Source organism: Enterobacter sp. MGH 38, from assembly GCF_000492855.1.
Classification (GTDB): Bacteria; Pseudomonadota; Gammaproteobacteria; order Enterobacterales; family Enterobacteriaceae; genus Enterobacter; species Enterobacter hormaechei_C.
The window spans coordinates 203,067-217,219 of sequence record NZ_KI535607.1 but is presented as its reverse complement, the minus strand read 5'-3'; the positions used below and the strand labels follow the sequence as shown (position 1 = coordinate 217,219).

The following is a 14,153-nucleotide window of genomic DNA, read 5'->3' as shown; positions in this document are numbered from 1 at the left end:
ATAGGTTCGTGCCATCACGGTTATTTTTAAGTCACTGGTAGTTAACACATTCCTGGGGGATAAATGAGCGCGGGAAGCCCAAAATTCACCATCAGCCGTGTTGCGGCATTATCACTGGTTTCGCTCTGGCTGGCAGGCTGTACAAGTTCAAATAACGCGCCTGCGCCCGTCAGTTCCGTTAATGGAACCAGCGGCTCGGGTAACACGTCCAGCGGAATGTTGATCACCCCTCCGCCTAAAATGGGCACCTCAACGGCGCAGCAAACGCCGCAGATCCAGCCGGTTCAGCGTCCAGTTACGCAGCCTACGCAGATACAGCCAGTGGAACAGCCTGTTCAGACTGAAAATGGCCGCATAGTGTATAACCGTAAGTATGGGAACATTCCGAAAGGTAGCTATACCGGCGGCAGTACCTATACCGTGAAGCGCGGCGATACGCTGTTCTATATTGCCTGGATCACCGGGAACGATTTCCGCGATCTGGCACAGCGAAACAACGTCCAGGCCCCGTATGCTCTGGAAGTCGGGCAAACGCTTCAGGTTGGCAACGCGACGGGGACACCGCTTACGCCAGGCAACACCGTTTCAGCAGCCGACGTAACTGCGCAAAATAACAGCGTCACCCCTGCACAAAAAACCACCGCGGTGGTTGCTTCACAACCTGTAATTACGTATTCTGAGGATTCAGGTGATCAGAGTGCTAACAAAATGTTGCCGAATAATAAAGGTACTGCGACTGTTGTCACAGCACCGACTACGGCACCTGTGGTTAGCTCTACTGTACCGACTGCAAGCAGTCAGAATGCCAGCTCGTCAATTACCACCTGGCGTTGGCCAACTGACGGCAAGATCATCGAGAACTTCGCTACCTCTGAGGGGGGCAACAAAGGGATCGATATCGCAGGCAGTAAAGGACAGGCAATCATCGCGACCGCAGACGGACGCGTTGTCTATGCCGGTAACGCACTGCGCGGTTACGGTAATCTTATTATCATCAAACATAATGATGATTACCTGAGTGCCTACGCCCATAACGACACAATGCTGGTCCGGGAACAACAAGAAGTTAAGGCGGGGCAAAAAATCGCTACCATGGGTAGCACCGGAACCAGTTCTACACGCTTGCATTTTGAAATTCGTTACAAGGGGAAATCCGTAAACCCGCTGCAATATTTACCGCAGCGATAAATTGACGGGGCATGCCAGCCAGGGTGTCTCGTCCAGGGATCACGGGTAGGAGCCACCTTATGAGTCAGAATACGCTGAAAGTTCATGATTTAAATGAAGACGCGGAATTTGATGAGAACGGAGCAGAGGCTTTTGACGAAAAAGCCTTAGTAGAAGAGGAACCCAGTGATAACGATTTGGCTGAAGAAGAGCTGTTATCGCAGGGTGCCACACAGCGTGTGCTGGACGCGACTCAGCTTTACCTTGGGGAGATTGGTTACTCCCCACTGCTAACGGCCGAAGAAGAAGTCTATTTCGCACGTCGTGCTTTGCGTGGTGATGTTGCCTCGCGTCGTCGCATGATCGAAAGTAACCTGCGACTGGTCGTGAAAATTGCCCGCCGTTACGGCAATCGTGGTCTGGCTCTGCTGGATCTGATTGAAGAGGGCAACTTAGGTCTCATCCGCGCAGTTGAGAAGTTTGACCCGGAACGCGGGTTCCGTTTCTCAACCTACGCGACCTGGTGGATTCGTCAGACCATCGAACGGGCTATTATGAACCAGACCCGTACGATTCGACTGCCGATCCACATCGTCAAAGAGTTGAATGTTTATCTGCGTACCGCGCGCGAGTTGTCCCATAAACTGGACCACGAGCCAAGTGCGGAAGAGATTGCAGAGCAACTCGACAAACCGGTTGATGACGTAAGCCGTATGCTGCGTCTCAACGAGCGCATTACCTCGGTTGACACCCCGCTGGGTGGCGACTCCGAAAAAGCGCTGCTGGACATCCTGGCCGATGAAAAAGACAACGGCCCGGAAGACACCACGCAGGACGATGACATGAAACAGAGCATCGTCAAATGGCTGTTCGAACTGAACGCCAAACAGCGTGAAGTGCTGGCACGTCGTTTCGGTTTACTGGGGTATGAAGCTGCGACACTGGAAGATGTCGGCCGTGAGATTGGCCTGACCCGTGAACGTGTTCGTCAGATTCAGGTTGAAGGCCTACGCCGCCTGCGTGAAATCCTGCAAGGGCAAGGTCTGAATATCGAAGCGCTGTTCCGCGAGTAAGCAACCATTCGTCAGAAAAGGCCCGTCGTGAGACGGGCCTTTTTTATGCCTTACGGCTGCGCCGTTTCGTGCAGCAAACGCCAGGTGATGTTATCCCCTTCCTGATTAAGCACCGCGGTTGACCAGCGCACGTTGACGGGCTGGCCTGGCCGGGTTTGCGTCTCCCGGTAATGGAGCACCGCGCCGTTGTCCCATGTCTGAAGCGTTGTTAACGCGTCAATACCGATCCTGAGCCCGGGTCGGGTTCCCCGCTGCGCATATAAAAATTGGGCAAGCGCGTGATGATCTAACGGGTTGCCACTCGGTGGAACCATCAGAAAATCCGGACGGAAACGGGCGAGCAGGGCGTCCCGATTGCCTTCGCCTGCACCTAACCAGTTTTCAAGGGCGACGTGAATGTCGAGGATCTCTTGTTCGAAATGGGTCATGGTTGCTCCTGTTGCAGTTGCGCAAGTAACTGCGTGTTGTTAAGACGGTAGACGTACAGTACGGGCAGTAGAGTGATGACTGCGGCAAAAACAAACATCCCGTGCCAGGCGGCCAGCGGCGAGAGATAAGCCTGCATGAAGCTCAGCGCCTGCGCCAGCAGCAGAGCGCCCGCAAAAAAGCTCAACTGACGATTGAGATTCCATAGCGCGCTGGCATCGGGCATATCTTCCGGTCGCATCGTCAAAAACGCGCTGCTCTGAGCCGTACTGCTGCAAAGGCTTCCCCCCGCGCCCATCAGCGCAAACGCAACGGCAGGTAGCAGCATTGCCGGGCCGACGTTAACTAAAAGCAGAATGCCCGTCGCCTGCAAAAGGCAACCGATGACCACCAGCGGCCGGGGGCCGATACGGTTGAAATAGCGTCCTGTCGCGGTGATAGCCAAAAACGAAGCCACAGACCACGGCAGCATAAGCATGCCCGTTGCGGCGGGTGTCATATTGGCCTCGCTCTGGAGGTAATACATGCCCGTTACGTTCACGCCGATAAAAATGCCGGGTACGCACACATAGATAAGCATGGATAAGCGCAACAGCGGATCCGTCAGCAAAGACAGGTTTACTGTCCTGGTGGGGGTTATCGGCGACGGTTCTGTTTTAAGCCACGCGCAGGCCAAAGCAAAGGTGACAATGACGACGGGCAGGGTGGCAAAAAATATCCAGCGCCAGCTGAATGTCTGAACCAGCATACCGCCCACAGCCGGTGAGCACGCGGGGGCAAGCAGTGCGACCAGCATCACCGCCGAGGAGAGTCTGGCCCGCTCATGAGGCTTAAACTGTTGCCAGGTCAGCGCCTGACCAACCGGGATCAGTAACCCCCCTCCGGCGCCCTGCACGACTCGCCAGGCAATCAGACTTTCCAGCGAAGATGAGAGACCCGCCGCAACGGAGGCCGCGCTAAAGAGAAGCAGTGAGAGCAGGATAACGCGCTTCGGCCCGACGCGGCGCATCAGGATACTGCTGAAAGGGATGACTAGCGTCAGCCCGGCAATGTATCCGTTACTTACCCAGGCAAGCGCGGAAGGTGTGGTATTGAAAGCGCGAGCCATCGCCGGAAAGGCGACGCTGGCAATAAACATGTTTATCAAATCAAGGAAAAAGCCGAGCAGAAAGACGACGGCGATTTTGCTGCGATACGTCATGGAAGTTCCTCCGGTGAGGTGGCGTATCGTATCGGCCCGCGCGTTACGGATAAACGCGACAAAGCACGATATACTGTCAACATTATTTTGACAGTTAACCAGGCAAGCGATGCTTAATTTACAGCGTACGGCAATGTTTATCGCCGTAGCGGAAACCGGCAGTTTCACCGCCGCGGCGGAGGCGATGGGGCTGACAAAAGCGGTGGTCAGCTTTCATATTCGTCAGCTTGAAGAGGAGCTGGGCGTCACCCTGTTGCTGCGAACCACCCGACGCCTGACGCTGACCGAGGCGGGGAAGCTCTTTCATCAACGAAGCGTGATGCTGTTACGGGATGCAGAGCGATTGCAGGATGACGTTCGCGCCAACCACGCCGGGCTGACGGGAGAACTGCGGATCACCACCACGCCCGAATATGGCTCGCAGGTGGTGGTGCCTTTGCTGGCTGAATTTAGCCAGTTGCACCCGGACCTTCGCGTGCGGCATGTCTCGTCCTCTTTGCATGCCGATCTTATCGCCGAGCGCTTCGATGTCGCTATCCGGCTCGGCACGCTTGCAGATTCGCGCTACCACGCCGCGTTGATGACCTCCTTCACCATCCTACCCGTGGCAACGCCAGGCTGGCTGGCAAACCATCCGGTTGACTCGCTGGAACAACTGGCGGAAGCGGACTGGATCATTCACGAGCGTTTAACGTCGCCGCTGCGCTGGCAGGTAAGAGGTGTTGATGGGCATCCGGTTTCCTTTGAGATCAAGAAAGCGCCGCGCCTGTATGCAGACAGCGCCCAGGCGCTGATGGCTTTTGCCCTCGCGGGATGTGGAGTGGCGCTGCTGCCGGAGTGGCTGGTGCGTAACGCACTGGATGCGGGGGAACTGGTCTCGCTGTTACCGGCGTACACGTTTGCTCAGCAGGGCATCTATGCCGTTTATCCCGATGCCCGGCATGTGCCCGCGAAAGTGCGAACATTTATTGATTTTATGCGCGTCAGGGTGACTTAACCCTGCATCATCTTTTTAATGAGCGCTGAAAATTGCTCTCGTTCCGCGCCGTTAAGGCGCCCCAGAAATGCCTCATCCACCTCATTTCCAATCGGTTTACTGCTCTCAAGCAGGGCCTCTCCTTCGGCAGTCAGAAAGACAAACCGACGGCGTTTGTCTGCCGGATCGTGCTCGCGCCTGACCAGGCCGCGTGCTTCCATGCGGCTCAGCATTTCTGCCAGCGTCGCTTTGGTGCTCACCGCGACTTCAGTCAGGGCAACCTGCTCAATACCAGGATTTTCAGCAATTGACCGCATCACCGCATATTGTGGCTTGGTCAGTTCAGGCAATGCGTGCTGCCACTGGGCGGTATGCTGTTGAAAAAGCTGACGTAGCAGGTGGAAAGCTTCTTGTCTTAACTCCATGGACACTCCGACGGAAAAATACTCCCTCTATGATAGCCGCTCTTGGGCTGAATTTTAACGCGAGAGTTTTTTAGCGATTAGTGTGATCGTATGCGAACGATCTTGTCAGCAGCAGGATCAAGGCGTAGTTTAATTAATTTGTTCGTATACGAACAAATTAATTGAGGTGCTGAATGAGATTGATTGTGGGAATGACGGGCGCGACGGGTGCGCCATTAGGCGTGGCGTTGTTACAGGCGCTGCGGGAAATGCCGGAGGTGGAAACGCACCTGGTGATGTCGAAGTGGGCAAAAACCACGATTGAGCTGGAAACGCCCTTCACTGCGCATGACGTTGCTGCACTGGCGGATGTCGTCCATAGCCCGGCCGATCAGGCTGCCACCATCTCCTCCGGCTCATTTCGCACCGACGGCATGATCGTCATCCCGTGCAGCATGAAAACGCTGGCGGGTATCCGCGCGGGCTACGCCGAAGGGCTGGTAGGGCGTGCGGCAGACGTAGTGTTGAAAGAGGGGCGCAAGCTGGTGCTGATTCCCCGTGAGACGCCGCTCAGCACCATCCATCTCGAGAACATGCTTGCTCTTTCCCGTATGGGCGTGGCGATGGTGCCGCCTATGCCTGCGTACTACAACCACCCGCAAACCGCCGATGACATTACCCAGCATATCGTGACCCGTGTTCTCGACCAGTTTGGTCTGGAGCATAAAAAAGCCCGACGCTGGGAAGGTTTGCAGGCAGCGAAACATTTTTCACAGGAGAATAAAGATGGCATTTGATGATTTGAGAAGCTTCCTGCAGGCGCTCGATGAGCAAGGGCAACTGCTGAAAATTGAGGAAGAGGTTAACGCCGAGCCGGATCTGGCGGCGGCCGCCAACGCGACCGGACGCATTGGCGATGGTGCGCCTGCGCTGTGGTTCGATAATATTCGCGGCTTCACCGATGCCCGTGTGGTGATGAACACTATCGGCTCGTGGCAAAACCACGCTATTTCGATGGGGCTGCCAGCGAATACCCCGGTGAAAAAACAGATCGACGAGTTTATTCGTCGCTGGGACAAATTCCCCGTCTCGCCAGAGCGTCGTGCAAATCCGGCCTGGGCGCAGAACACGGTGGACGGGGAAGACATCAACCTGTTCGACATTCTGCCGCTGTTCCGCCTGAACGACGGTGACGGAGGCTTTTATCTCGATAAAGCGTGCGTTGTCTCCCGCGATCCGCTCGACCCCGATCACTTCGGCAAACAGAACGTCGGGATCTACCGTATGGAAGTGAAGGGCAAGCGTAAGCTCGGCCTGCAACCGGTGCCGATGCATGATATCGCGCTGCATCTGCATAAGGCAGAAGAGCGCGGCGAAGACCTGCCTATTGCCATTACGCTGGGTAACGATCCGATCATCACCCTGATGGGCGCCACGCCGCTGAAATACGATCAATCCGAGTATGAGATGGCCGGTGCGCTACGCGAAAGCCCGTATCCGATTGCGACGGCTCCACTGACCGGTTTCGATGTGCCGTGGGGGTCGGAAGTGATCCTCGAAGGGGTGATTGAAGGCCGGAAACGTGAAATTGAAGGGCCATTCGGTGAGTTTACCGGACACTACTCCGGCGGACGCAATATGACGGTTGTACGCATTGATAAAGTCTCTTACCGCACCAAACCCATTTTCGAATCCCTTTACCTCGGCATGCCGTGGACCGAGATTGATTATCTGATGGGGCCCGCCACCTGCGTACCGCTCTATCAGCAGCTAAAGTCGGAATTCCCGGAAGTGCAGGCGGTAAACGCCATGTACACCCACGGTCTGCTGGCGATTATCTCCACTAAAAAGCGTTACGGCGGTTTTGCCCGTGCGGTCGGCCTCCGCGCCATGACCACGCCACACGGTCTGGGTTACGTGAAAATGGTGATTATGGTGGATGAAGACGTCGATCCGTTTAACCTGCCGCAGGTGATGTGGGCGCTGTCATCAAAGGTCAATCCGGCAGGCGATCTGGTGCAGCTACCGAATATGTCTGTGCTCGAGCTTGACCCCGGCTCCAGCCCGGCGGGGATCACTGACAAGCTGATCATTGATGCCACCACCCCGGTTGCCCCGGACAACCGTGGTCACTACAGCCAGCCGGTACAGGATCTCCCTGAAACCAAAACCTGGGCCGAAAAACTGACCGCGATGCTGGCGGCACGTCAATAAGGAGGAAAAAATGATTTGTCCACGTTGTGCCGATGAACATATTGAAGTGATGGCAACATCACCGGTGAAAGGTGTCTGGACGGTATATCAGTGTCAGCACTGTCTGTATACCTGGCGCGATACCGAACCGCTGCGCCGTACCAGCCGCGAGCATTACCCGGAAGCGTTCCGCATGACGCAGAAGGATATTGATGAAGCACCGCAGGTGCCGACGATCCCGCCGCTGCTGTAAAAAAAGCCCGGTGGCGCTACGCTTACCGGTCCTACGGGTTTTGTAGGCCGGGTAAGGCGAAGCCGCCACCCGGCAAAAGACCGCAGAAAACTAAACCAGACTCTTCAACCGATAAATCCACTCCAGCGCCTGACGCGGCGTCAGCGAATCCGGGTCGAGATTTTCCAGCGCTTCCACGGCCGGAGAGGTCTCTTCCGGGACCGCCAGCAGTGACATCTGCGTACCATCTATCTGCGTCGCCGCCGCATTCGGTGACAAACTTTCCAGTTCACGCAATTTCTGACGCGCGCGCTTGATCACCTCTTTTGGCACGCCCGCCAGCGCCGCGACGGCCAGGCCATAACTCTTGCTTGCCGCGCCGTCCTGCACCGTGTGCATAAAGGCGATGGTGTCGCCGTGCTCAAGCGCATCAAGGTGGACGTTAGCCACGCCTTCCATTTTCTCTGGCAGCTGTGTCAGTTCGAAATAGTGCGTTGCGAACAGCGTCAGCGCTTTGATTTTATTTGCCAGACTTTCCGCGCACGCCCAGGCCAGAGACAGGCCGTCATAGGTGGAGGTACCGCGTCCTACTTCGTCCATCAACACCAGACTGTTCTCTGTCGCGTTATGCAGAATGTTGGCGGTTTCGGTCATCTCGACCATAAAGGTAGAGCGACCGCTCGCCAGATCGTCCGCCGCACCCACACGGGTGAAGATACGGTCGATAGGGCCAATCTCAACCTTCTGCGCCGGAACGTAGCTGCCGATGTAGGCGAGCAGAGCGATAAGGGCTGTCTGGCGCATATAGGTGCTTTTACCGCCCATGTTGGGGCCGGTAATGATCAGCATTCTTCGCTGCGGTGACAGGTTCAACGGGTTGGCAATAAACGGCTCGTTCAGCACCTGCTCAACCACCGGGTGGCGGCCTTCGGTAATGCGAATGCCGGGTTTGTCAGTAAAGGTCGGACAGGTGTAATTCAGCGTGTCGGCGCGCTCAGCCAGGTTTACCAGGACATCCAGCTCGGCCAGCGCAGCGGCGCTCAGTTGCAGGTCAGCCAGGTGCGGCATCAGGATGTCGAACAGCTCGTCATACAGCTGTTTCTCCAGCGCCAGCGCTTTACCTTTCGACGTGAGCACTTTGTCTTCGTACTCTTTCAGCTCGGGTATAATGTAGCGCTCGGCATTTTTCAGCGTCTGGCGGCGAACGTAGTGAATCGGGGCCAGGTGGCTCTGCCCACGGCTGATCTGGATATAGTAACCGTGTACCGCGTTGTAGCCGACTTTCAGGGTGTCGAGCCCCAGACGTTCACGCTCGCGGATTTCCAGCTTATCCAGATAATCCGTCGCGCCATCGGCCAGCGCACGCCATTCGTCCAGCTCTTCGTTGTAACCCGGAGCAATAACCCCGCCATCCCGCACCAGAACAGGCGGCGCATCAATGATGGCGCGTTCCAGCAGTTCGCGAAGCTCGGTAAATTCGCCCATGGTTTCGCGCAGCTTTTGCACTGGCGCGCTGTCGATCTCTCCCAGCTGAGCGCGCAGTTCCGGCAACTGCTGGAACGCGTGCCGCATACGGGCGAGATCGCGTGGACGCGCGGTGCGCAAGGCCAGGCGCGCCAGGATACGCTCAAGATCACCCACCTGACGCAGCACCGGCTGCAATTCGGTGTAACGATCCTGCAATGCGGCAATGGTTTGCTGGCGGCCAGTCAGCGTTTCGGTATTGCGGATCGGCATATGCAGCCAGCGTTTGAGCATACGGCTTCCCATGGGGGTAACCGTGCTGTCAAGAACCGACGCCAGCGTATTTTCCATGCCGCCAGCGAGGTTCTGCGTGATCTCCAGGTTGCGGCGCGTGGCGGCATCCATGATGATGCTGTCCTGCTGACGCTCCATGGTGATGGAACGAATATGGGGCAGGGCGGTACGTTGCGTATCCTTAACGTACTGCAACAGGCAGCCTGCGGCACACAGCCCGCGCGGGGCGTTTTCCACGCCAAAGCCAATCAAATCGCGCGTGCCAAATTGCAGGTTTAACTGCTGGCGCGCGGTATCAATTTCGAACTCCCACAGTGGACGACGACGCAGGCCGCGGCGACCTTCAATCAGCGCCATCTCGGCGAAATCCTCTGCATAAAGCAGTTCTGCCGGATTAGTGCGCTGTAGTTCAGCCGCCATGGTTTCACGGTCAGCCGGTTCACTCAGGCGAAAACGACCGGAGCTGATATCCAGCGTGGCGTAGCCAAACCCTTTACCATCCTGCCAGATCGCCGCCAGCAGGTTATCCTGGCGCTCCTGAAGCAGGGCCTCATCGCTGATGGTTCCCGGCGTGACGATGCGTACGACCTTGCGCTCAACGGGGCCTTTCGATGTGGCCGGGTCACCAATTTGTTCGCAGATAGCGACAGACTCGCCCTGGTTCACCAGCTTCGCCAGATAGTTTTCAACCGCGTGATGCGGGATACCCGCCATCGGGATGGGCTCGCCTGCCGACGCGCCACGTTTCGTCAGGGAAATGTCGAGCAGCTGAGACGCACGTTTCGCATCGTCATAAAAAAGCTCATAAAAATCGCCCATACGGTAAAAGAGCAGGATTTCCGGATGCTGCGCTTTCAGCTTCAGGTACTGCTGCATCATTGGCGTGTGGGCGTCAAAATTCTCAAGTGTGCTCATAAAATCCTGGTGTCCATGTTCTTAAATTTCAATGAGTTGTATTTTTTTGTTGTCTGGTTACATATCCGCTCATTGGAACTCATGAATCCTGCGTTTCATTCATCGATGTATGGCGACCATGATAACGAAGTCTGTATGGCAGGAAAACAGCAGGAAAGGGCTCTTTCTGTAAAATGCGTACCTCATTCCATCCTTGTAGCTAATCCGGCACTCAAGGTGCTGTCGCGCTGTACAGCGTTAATCCACGCATACATCGCATTTAGCGTCCGTTACTCGTTATTACGTTCATCCCGCGGGTGAATATACTTTAAAAAGAGGCCCGACTATTAAATATTGCGATTGACTGTAAATCTGGTCCTTATCCGCGGCATTAATGTTCTGTCGGAACAGGTAAATGCGGAAGGAAAAAGTGATAACCCCCTGCTTTGACAAGGGTTGATCGCAGAGTATAATTACACTTCACCCCGGCAGTTAACTATTCTGTTTATCGTAAGCGAGCGGCATATGTTCTGGATAATTAACGATAAAATTAAATTTTGTCCAGAGAGGAATTTGCTGATTTCGTTGACCCGTCCTGACTTAAATGTAATTCTGACAACCCCTGCCAGCCGTTGTCTGAACCTTCTTTTAGAATCATTTCCAGAAGTCGTTACGCAGAAATACTTCTTTGATAAAGTCTGGGGCGAGGACGGCATGCTGGTTCCGGCAAATACGCTTTATCAGAATATCTCTATAATTCGACGCGGGCTCCGGACCACAGGAGAGACGGACGATACGCTGGTGGCGACGGTGCCGAGAAAAGGATTCCAGATAGAGAAAAATGTCAGGGTAACCCGCGTTGACACGGACTGTGTTGATGACGGAAAAAAAGCGACAGCGACGGGAGTGGAAACCTCTCCGGTTGAAACAAAGGATAAACCTGTCGAAAATATTCCCGTAATGCCGGGTGGGAGGAAAAAACAGCGTCAATTACGCCAGTATATTTTCTCGACAGCTTTAATGATAATCGCGTTTTGTGCCGGTTTCTTTGCGTTTCAATACCTTTTACATGATAACCCGGAAAAAGATTTTTTCAGGGATTATCCAATTACTCTTACACAGAACGGCTGTCATTTTTCCTCGCAAAACGATGATATTCGTGGCGTCGGCAACTTCAGGCGATTTATAAAAATCATTTTAGACACGGGGCTTGATTGTAAAAAATATCCGTGGGTCTATTTTTCCTCATCCAGCCATGCTCCGGCGCTTTCCGTTCTTGCTTGCAGAGAACCCTTTGAAATAAAAGCAAATGCCGGATGTATTTCGCTCTATTTTAGAGGACATCTCTGATGACCAAAAAGGCAACCGTTCTGTTGTTTCTGGTATTCTTCCTCGCTGGCGCACTGGCCGCATGGCTATACCGTCTACACCAGCAAAACAGTGAAAATACGGAGGCCTGTTCAGCGTCAATCGTCGTCTATCATGAGGATATTCGCGCTAACCTGACGATGGACTTCATGTACACGATGAAGAAGCAGACTGGCGTCATTGCGCTAAGCGGAGCCTATTATAAAAATGATAAACTTGCTGGCGTTATCCGCAGAGATGTCTCCTATGTATGGACAGAAAATAAAGACTCATTCCATTTTACATCGGTAAATATACATGACATTAATGGTCAGCAAACCGCACCAAATGAGATTATGAATGAAATTCTCCCTGACTTCTTTCTGTATCCGAAGAAAAACCTGAATTATTCCATTACGCAGCAGGGGCCCCGTGGGTTTATGTTTTCTGTCGGAAAACGCCCTATTTTTTACTGCTCTCGCTGAACGACATGGCCGGGATGTCCATCATCCGGCTCTTTAATGAGTTCGATAATTATTTTACCCGGCCCGACCTCCACCCGAACCTGCGAATGGGTTAAAAAGCCTGCTTTTTCGAGCCAGTCCCCTTTCAGATTCAGGGCTGCGTGTACGCTGTAACGCGTTGGGATCTTGGTTTTACGATCTTCATGACGCTTTCTGAAATAACCCACTTTTAAGTGACGATACGGTTTGGTGATAGCCATTCCTTGCATAGATCCTCCGGTAACTGTTGGCAACGTGTGTTCAGACTGCCTGTATAAAATAACAGTAAAAACGCGTCAGGAAAGAGCGAAGACTGGAAGGCACCTTCAGAAAACAGATTGCAACGACTGAAATCCCTTTTTTAAAATGGTATTCTGAATGCGTGTTATTGAGGGGGGATGAAAATGGCGGGGAAACGCATTGCGCGCGAAAAAGAGACGATCGCGAAAATGATCGCCCTGTATGAAAAAAACTGTCCGCAGGCGGTAAAGGATGAGGGCCATTATCAGGCGCTGAATGCCTACGCGGATAAGCGCCTGGATAAATGCGTCTTTGGTGAGGAAAAACCCGCCTGCAAACAGTGCCCGGTGCACTGCTATCAGCCCGCCAGACGTGAGGAGATGAAGCAGGTGATGCGCTGGGCGGGGCCACGAATGCTATGGCGTCATCCGATTCTGACTCTTCGCCACCTTATTGACGATCGCCGTCCGGTTCCGGAACTGCCTGAAAAGTATCGACCTAAAAAATAGGCGCTTCAGCGCCGCAGCGGGCGGCAAATCACGCTCAGCGCGACCGCGCTGCACAGTGGAAACACCGCCAGCAGCAGCCACGGGTAAATGGCCTCCGTCGAGGGCACCAGCGCCTTGTCCAGCAGGCTGCCTAAACCTAAATTCCCCACCAGCACCGCGATGCCGCCGGCGGTTGAGAGTGCGCCATAGTGCGCTCCAAGCGTTGACTCCTCGGCAAAGCGCGGGATCAAATCTTTAGCCGACGGCACCAGCAGCATTTGTCCGAGCGTCAGCAGCGTGACAAGGCTTGCAGAGGGCAGCAGGCGCAGCCAGCCCTCCGGCGGCTCCGTCGCGGCAAAGAGCGCCACGCTTGCAAATGAGGCGGAGAGCAGCAAAAAGCCCACCGGTAAAATCCTTACCGCGCCAACCTTTCGGGCGAAGCGGGCGAGGGGCAATTGCAGAACAATGATCAGCACCGAGGCCAGCATAAACAGCGGTCCCAGGTCTTTTTCGTTCCCCCCGGCGCGCTGGATCTCCACCGGCAGCGCCAGATAAAGTTGGTTATAGCTTAACAGCCATGAACTGTAGGCAATGATAAAGGCGACGAAACGCGGCTGGCGGAACGTCGACCACCAGGGCAGAATTTTCAGCGGCTTCGTGCTGCGGTGCGCCGCAGGCAGGCAGAAAAAGAGCACAACGAGCGCAACGATAAATATTCCCGCCCCCGCGAGCGCAACCTGACGAAAGCCCAGCCCCGTCAGCAGGGCCCCCATCACCGGGCCAAGAACGGCGCCAAGTTCACCGCACACCGCAAACAGCGCAAACCACTCCGCGCGGCTGCGTTTACCCTTTGCCTCACTTTGCGTTCCCGCTTTTGCCAGCAGGGCTTCTATCGACGGTGAGAACAGCGCGCCGCCGACGCCCGTCAGACAGGCCCCCAGAATGACGGGCCACAGGGATTGTCCAAAGGCCAGCAGCAAATAACCCGCCACACGAACAATGCAGCCGCTGAGGATCACGCTCTTCGCGCCAAACCGGTCTGAAAGCGCGCCGCCGACAATAAACATCCCCTGCTGGGAGAAGGTGCGCAGCCCCAGCACCAGCCCAATCAGCCCGCCGGAGAGCAGCATATCGTCACGTAAGAAGATCGCCAGGAAGGGGACGACCGCGTAAAAGCCGATATTAAACACAAACTGGCTGCCCAGCAGAACGGGCGGCCAGAGCGTGGTGGCAGTGCGAAGAGGCATCGTT

At 55.0% G+C, this 14,153-nt stretch carries 16 protein-coding genes; 9 read left to right on the top strand and 7 right to left on the bottom strand.

Annotated elements, in window-relative coordinates; genetic code table 11:
• Positions 1–41: 41 nt before the first annotated feature.
• The gene (locus L384_RS22880) at positions 42–173 is read right to left on the bottom strand and encodes a peptidase (protein ID WP_306173474.1); all 132 of its coding nucleotides are present in this window, start codon (positions 171–173) and stop codon (positions 42–44) included.
• Here L384_RS22880 and nlpD point away from each other — a divergent pair.
• The gene (gene nlpD, locus L384_RS19825) at positions 115–1,188 is read left to right on the top strand and encodes a murein hydrolase activator NlpD (RefSeq protein ID WP_316396003.1); all 1,074 of its coding nucleotides are present in this window, start codon (positions 115–117) and stop codon (positions 1,186–1,188) included. The genes L384_RS22880 and nlpD overlap by 59 nt on opposite strands.
• A gap of 59 nt (positions 1,189–1,247) precedes the next feature.
• The gene (rpoS, locus tag L384_RS19830; RefSeq protein ID WP_013098493.1) at positions 1,248–2,240 is read left to right on the top strand and encodes an RNA polymerase sigma factor RpoS; all 993 of its coding nucleotides are present in this window, start codon (positions 1,248–1,250) and stop codon (positions 2,238–2,240) included.
• A gap of 50 nt (positions 2,241–2,290) precedes the next feature.
• On the opposite strand, the gene L384_RS19835 is transcribed toward rpoS, so the two are convergent.
• Together L384_RS19835 and L384_RS19840 are read right to left on the bottom strand one after the other, a co-directional pair.
• Positions 2,291–2,668 (bottom strand): DUF4440 domain-containing protein, encoded by a 378-nt coding sequence (locus tag L384_RS19835; RefSeq protein ID WP_022651771.1) that lies wholly within the window; start codon positions 2,666–2,668, stop codon positions 2,291–2,293.
• Entirely contained in the window at positions 2,665–3,867 is a 1,203-nt protein-coding gene (locus L384_RS19840) for an MFS transporter (RefSeq protein ID WP_023323675.1), read from the bottom strand. Before L384_RS19840 ends, L384_RS19835 begins: the two co-directional genes overlap by 4 nt.
• 109 nt (positions 3,868–3,976) lie before the next feature.
• Here L384_RS19840 and L384_RS19845 point away from each other — a divergent pair, with 109 nt between their 5' ends.
• Positions 3,977–4,864 (top strand): LysR family transcriptional regulator, encoded by an 888-nt coding sequence (locus tag L384_RS19845; protein WP_023323674.1) that lies wholly within the window; start codon positions 3,977–3,979, stop codon positions 4,862–4,864.
• On the opposite strand, the gene L384_RS19850 is transcribed toward L384_RS19845, so the two are convergent.
• Positions 4,861–5,268 carry a MarR family winged helix-turn-helix transcriptional regulator gene (locus L384_RS19850; RefSeq protein WP_022651767.1) on the bottom strand — a complete coding sequence of 136 codons (408 nt, stop codon included), beginning with the start codon at positions 5,266–5,268 and terminating at the stop codon, positions 4,861–4,863. The two genes, L384_RS19845 and L384_RS19850, sit on opposite strands and share 4 nt — an antisense overlap.
• A 173-nt stretch (positions 5,269–5,441) precedes the next feature.
• Here L384_RS19850 and L384_RS19855 point away from each other — a divergent pair, with 173 nt between their 5' ends.
• From L384_RS19855 to L384_RS19865, 3 genes are read left to right on the top strand one after another with little or no spacing between them, the layout of a single operon-like run.
• On the top strand, positions 5,442–6,044 hold the full coding sequence (locus L384_RS19855; RefSeq protein ID WP_023323673.1) for a non-oxidative hydroxyarylic acid decarboxylases subunit B: 603 nt from the start codon (positions 5,442–5,444) through the stop codon (positions 6,042–6,044).
• Entirely contained in the window at positions 6,034–7,461 is a 1,428-nt protein-coding gene (locus L384_RS19860; RefSeq protein WP_023323672.1) for a non-oxidative hydroxyarylic acid decarboxylases subunit C, read from the top strand. Before L384_RS19855 ends, L384_RS19860 begins: the two co-directional genes overlap by 11 nt.
• A 10-nt stretch (positions 7,462–7,471) precedes the next feature.
• Positions 7,472–7,693, top strand: coding sequence for a non-oxidative hydroxyarylic acid decarboxylases subunit D (locus tag L384_RS19865; RefSeq protein ID WP_003862116.1), 222 nt, complete (start codon positions 7,472–7,474; stop codon positions 7,691–7,693).
• 90 nt (positions 7,694–7,783) lie between these two features.
• Here L384_RS19865 and mutS read toward each other — a convergent pair whose 3' ends face one another.
• The gene (gene mutS, locus L384_RS19870) at positions 7,784–10,345 is read right to left on the bottom strand and encodes a DNA mismatch repair protein MutS (protein ID WP_023323671.1); all 2,562 of its coding nucleotides are present in this window, start codon (positions 10,343–10,345) and stop codon (positions 7,784–7,786) included.
• 504 nt (positions 10,346–10,849) lie between these two features.
• Here mutS and L384_RS19875 point away from each other — a divergent pair.
• Positions 10,850–11,674 (top strand): winged helix-turn-helix domain-containing protein, encoded by an 825-nt coding sequence (locus L384_RS19875; protein ID WP_023323670.1) that lies wholly within the window; start codon positions 10,850–10,852, stop codon positions 11,672–11,674.
• The gene (locus tag L384_RS19880; protein ID WP_023314733.1) at positions 11,674–12,156 is read left to right on the top strand and encodes a hypothetical protein; all 483 of its coding nucleotides are present in this window, start codon (positions 11,674–11,676) and stop codon (positions 12,154–12,156) included. The genes L384_RS19875 and L384_RS19880 overlap by 1 nt, the downstream gene beginning before the upstream one ends.
• On the opposite strand, the gene L384_RS19885 is transcribed toward L384_RS19880, so the two are convergent.
• On the bottom strand, positions 12,141–12,404 hold the full coding sequence (locus L384_RS19885) for a SymE family type I addiction module toxin (protein ID WP_023314732.1): 264 nt from the start codon (positions 12,402–12,404) through the stop codon (positions 12,141–12,143). The two genes, L384_RS19880 and L384_RS19885, sit on opposite strands and share 16 nt — an antisense overlap.
• 174 nt (positions 12,405–12,578) lie before the next feature.
• Here L384_RS19885 and L384_RS19890 point away from each other — a divergent pair, with 174 nt between their 5' ends.
• Positions 12,579–12,923, top strand: a complete 345-nt coding sequence (locus tag L384_RS19890; RefSeq protein WP_023314731.1) for a nitrous oxide-stimulated promoter family protein — start codon at positions 12,579–12,581, stop codon at positions 12,921–12,923.
• A 5-nt stretch (positions 12,924–12,928) separates the two neighbouring features.
• Here L384_RS19890 and L384_RS19895 read toward each other — a convergent pair whose 3' ends face one another.
• Positions 12,929–14,149 carry an MDR family MFS transporter gene (locus L384_RS19895; RefSeq protein WP_023323669.1) on the bottom strand — a complete coding sequence of 407 codons (1,221 nt, stop codon included), beginning with the start codon at positions 14,147–14,149 and terminating at the stop codon, positions 12,929–12,931.
• Between the last annotated feature and the right edge of the window lie 4 nt (positions 14,150–14,153).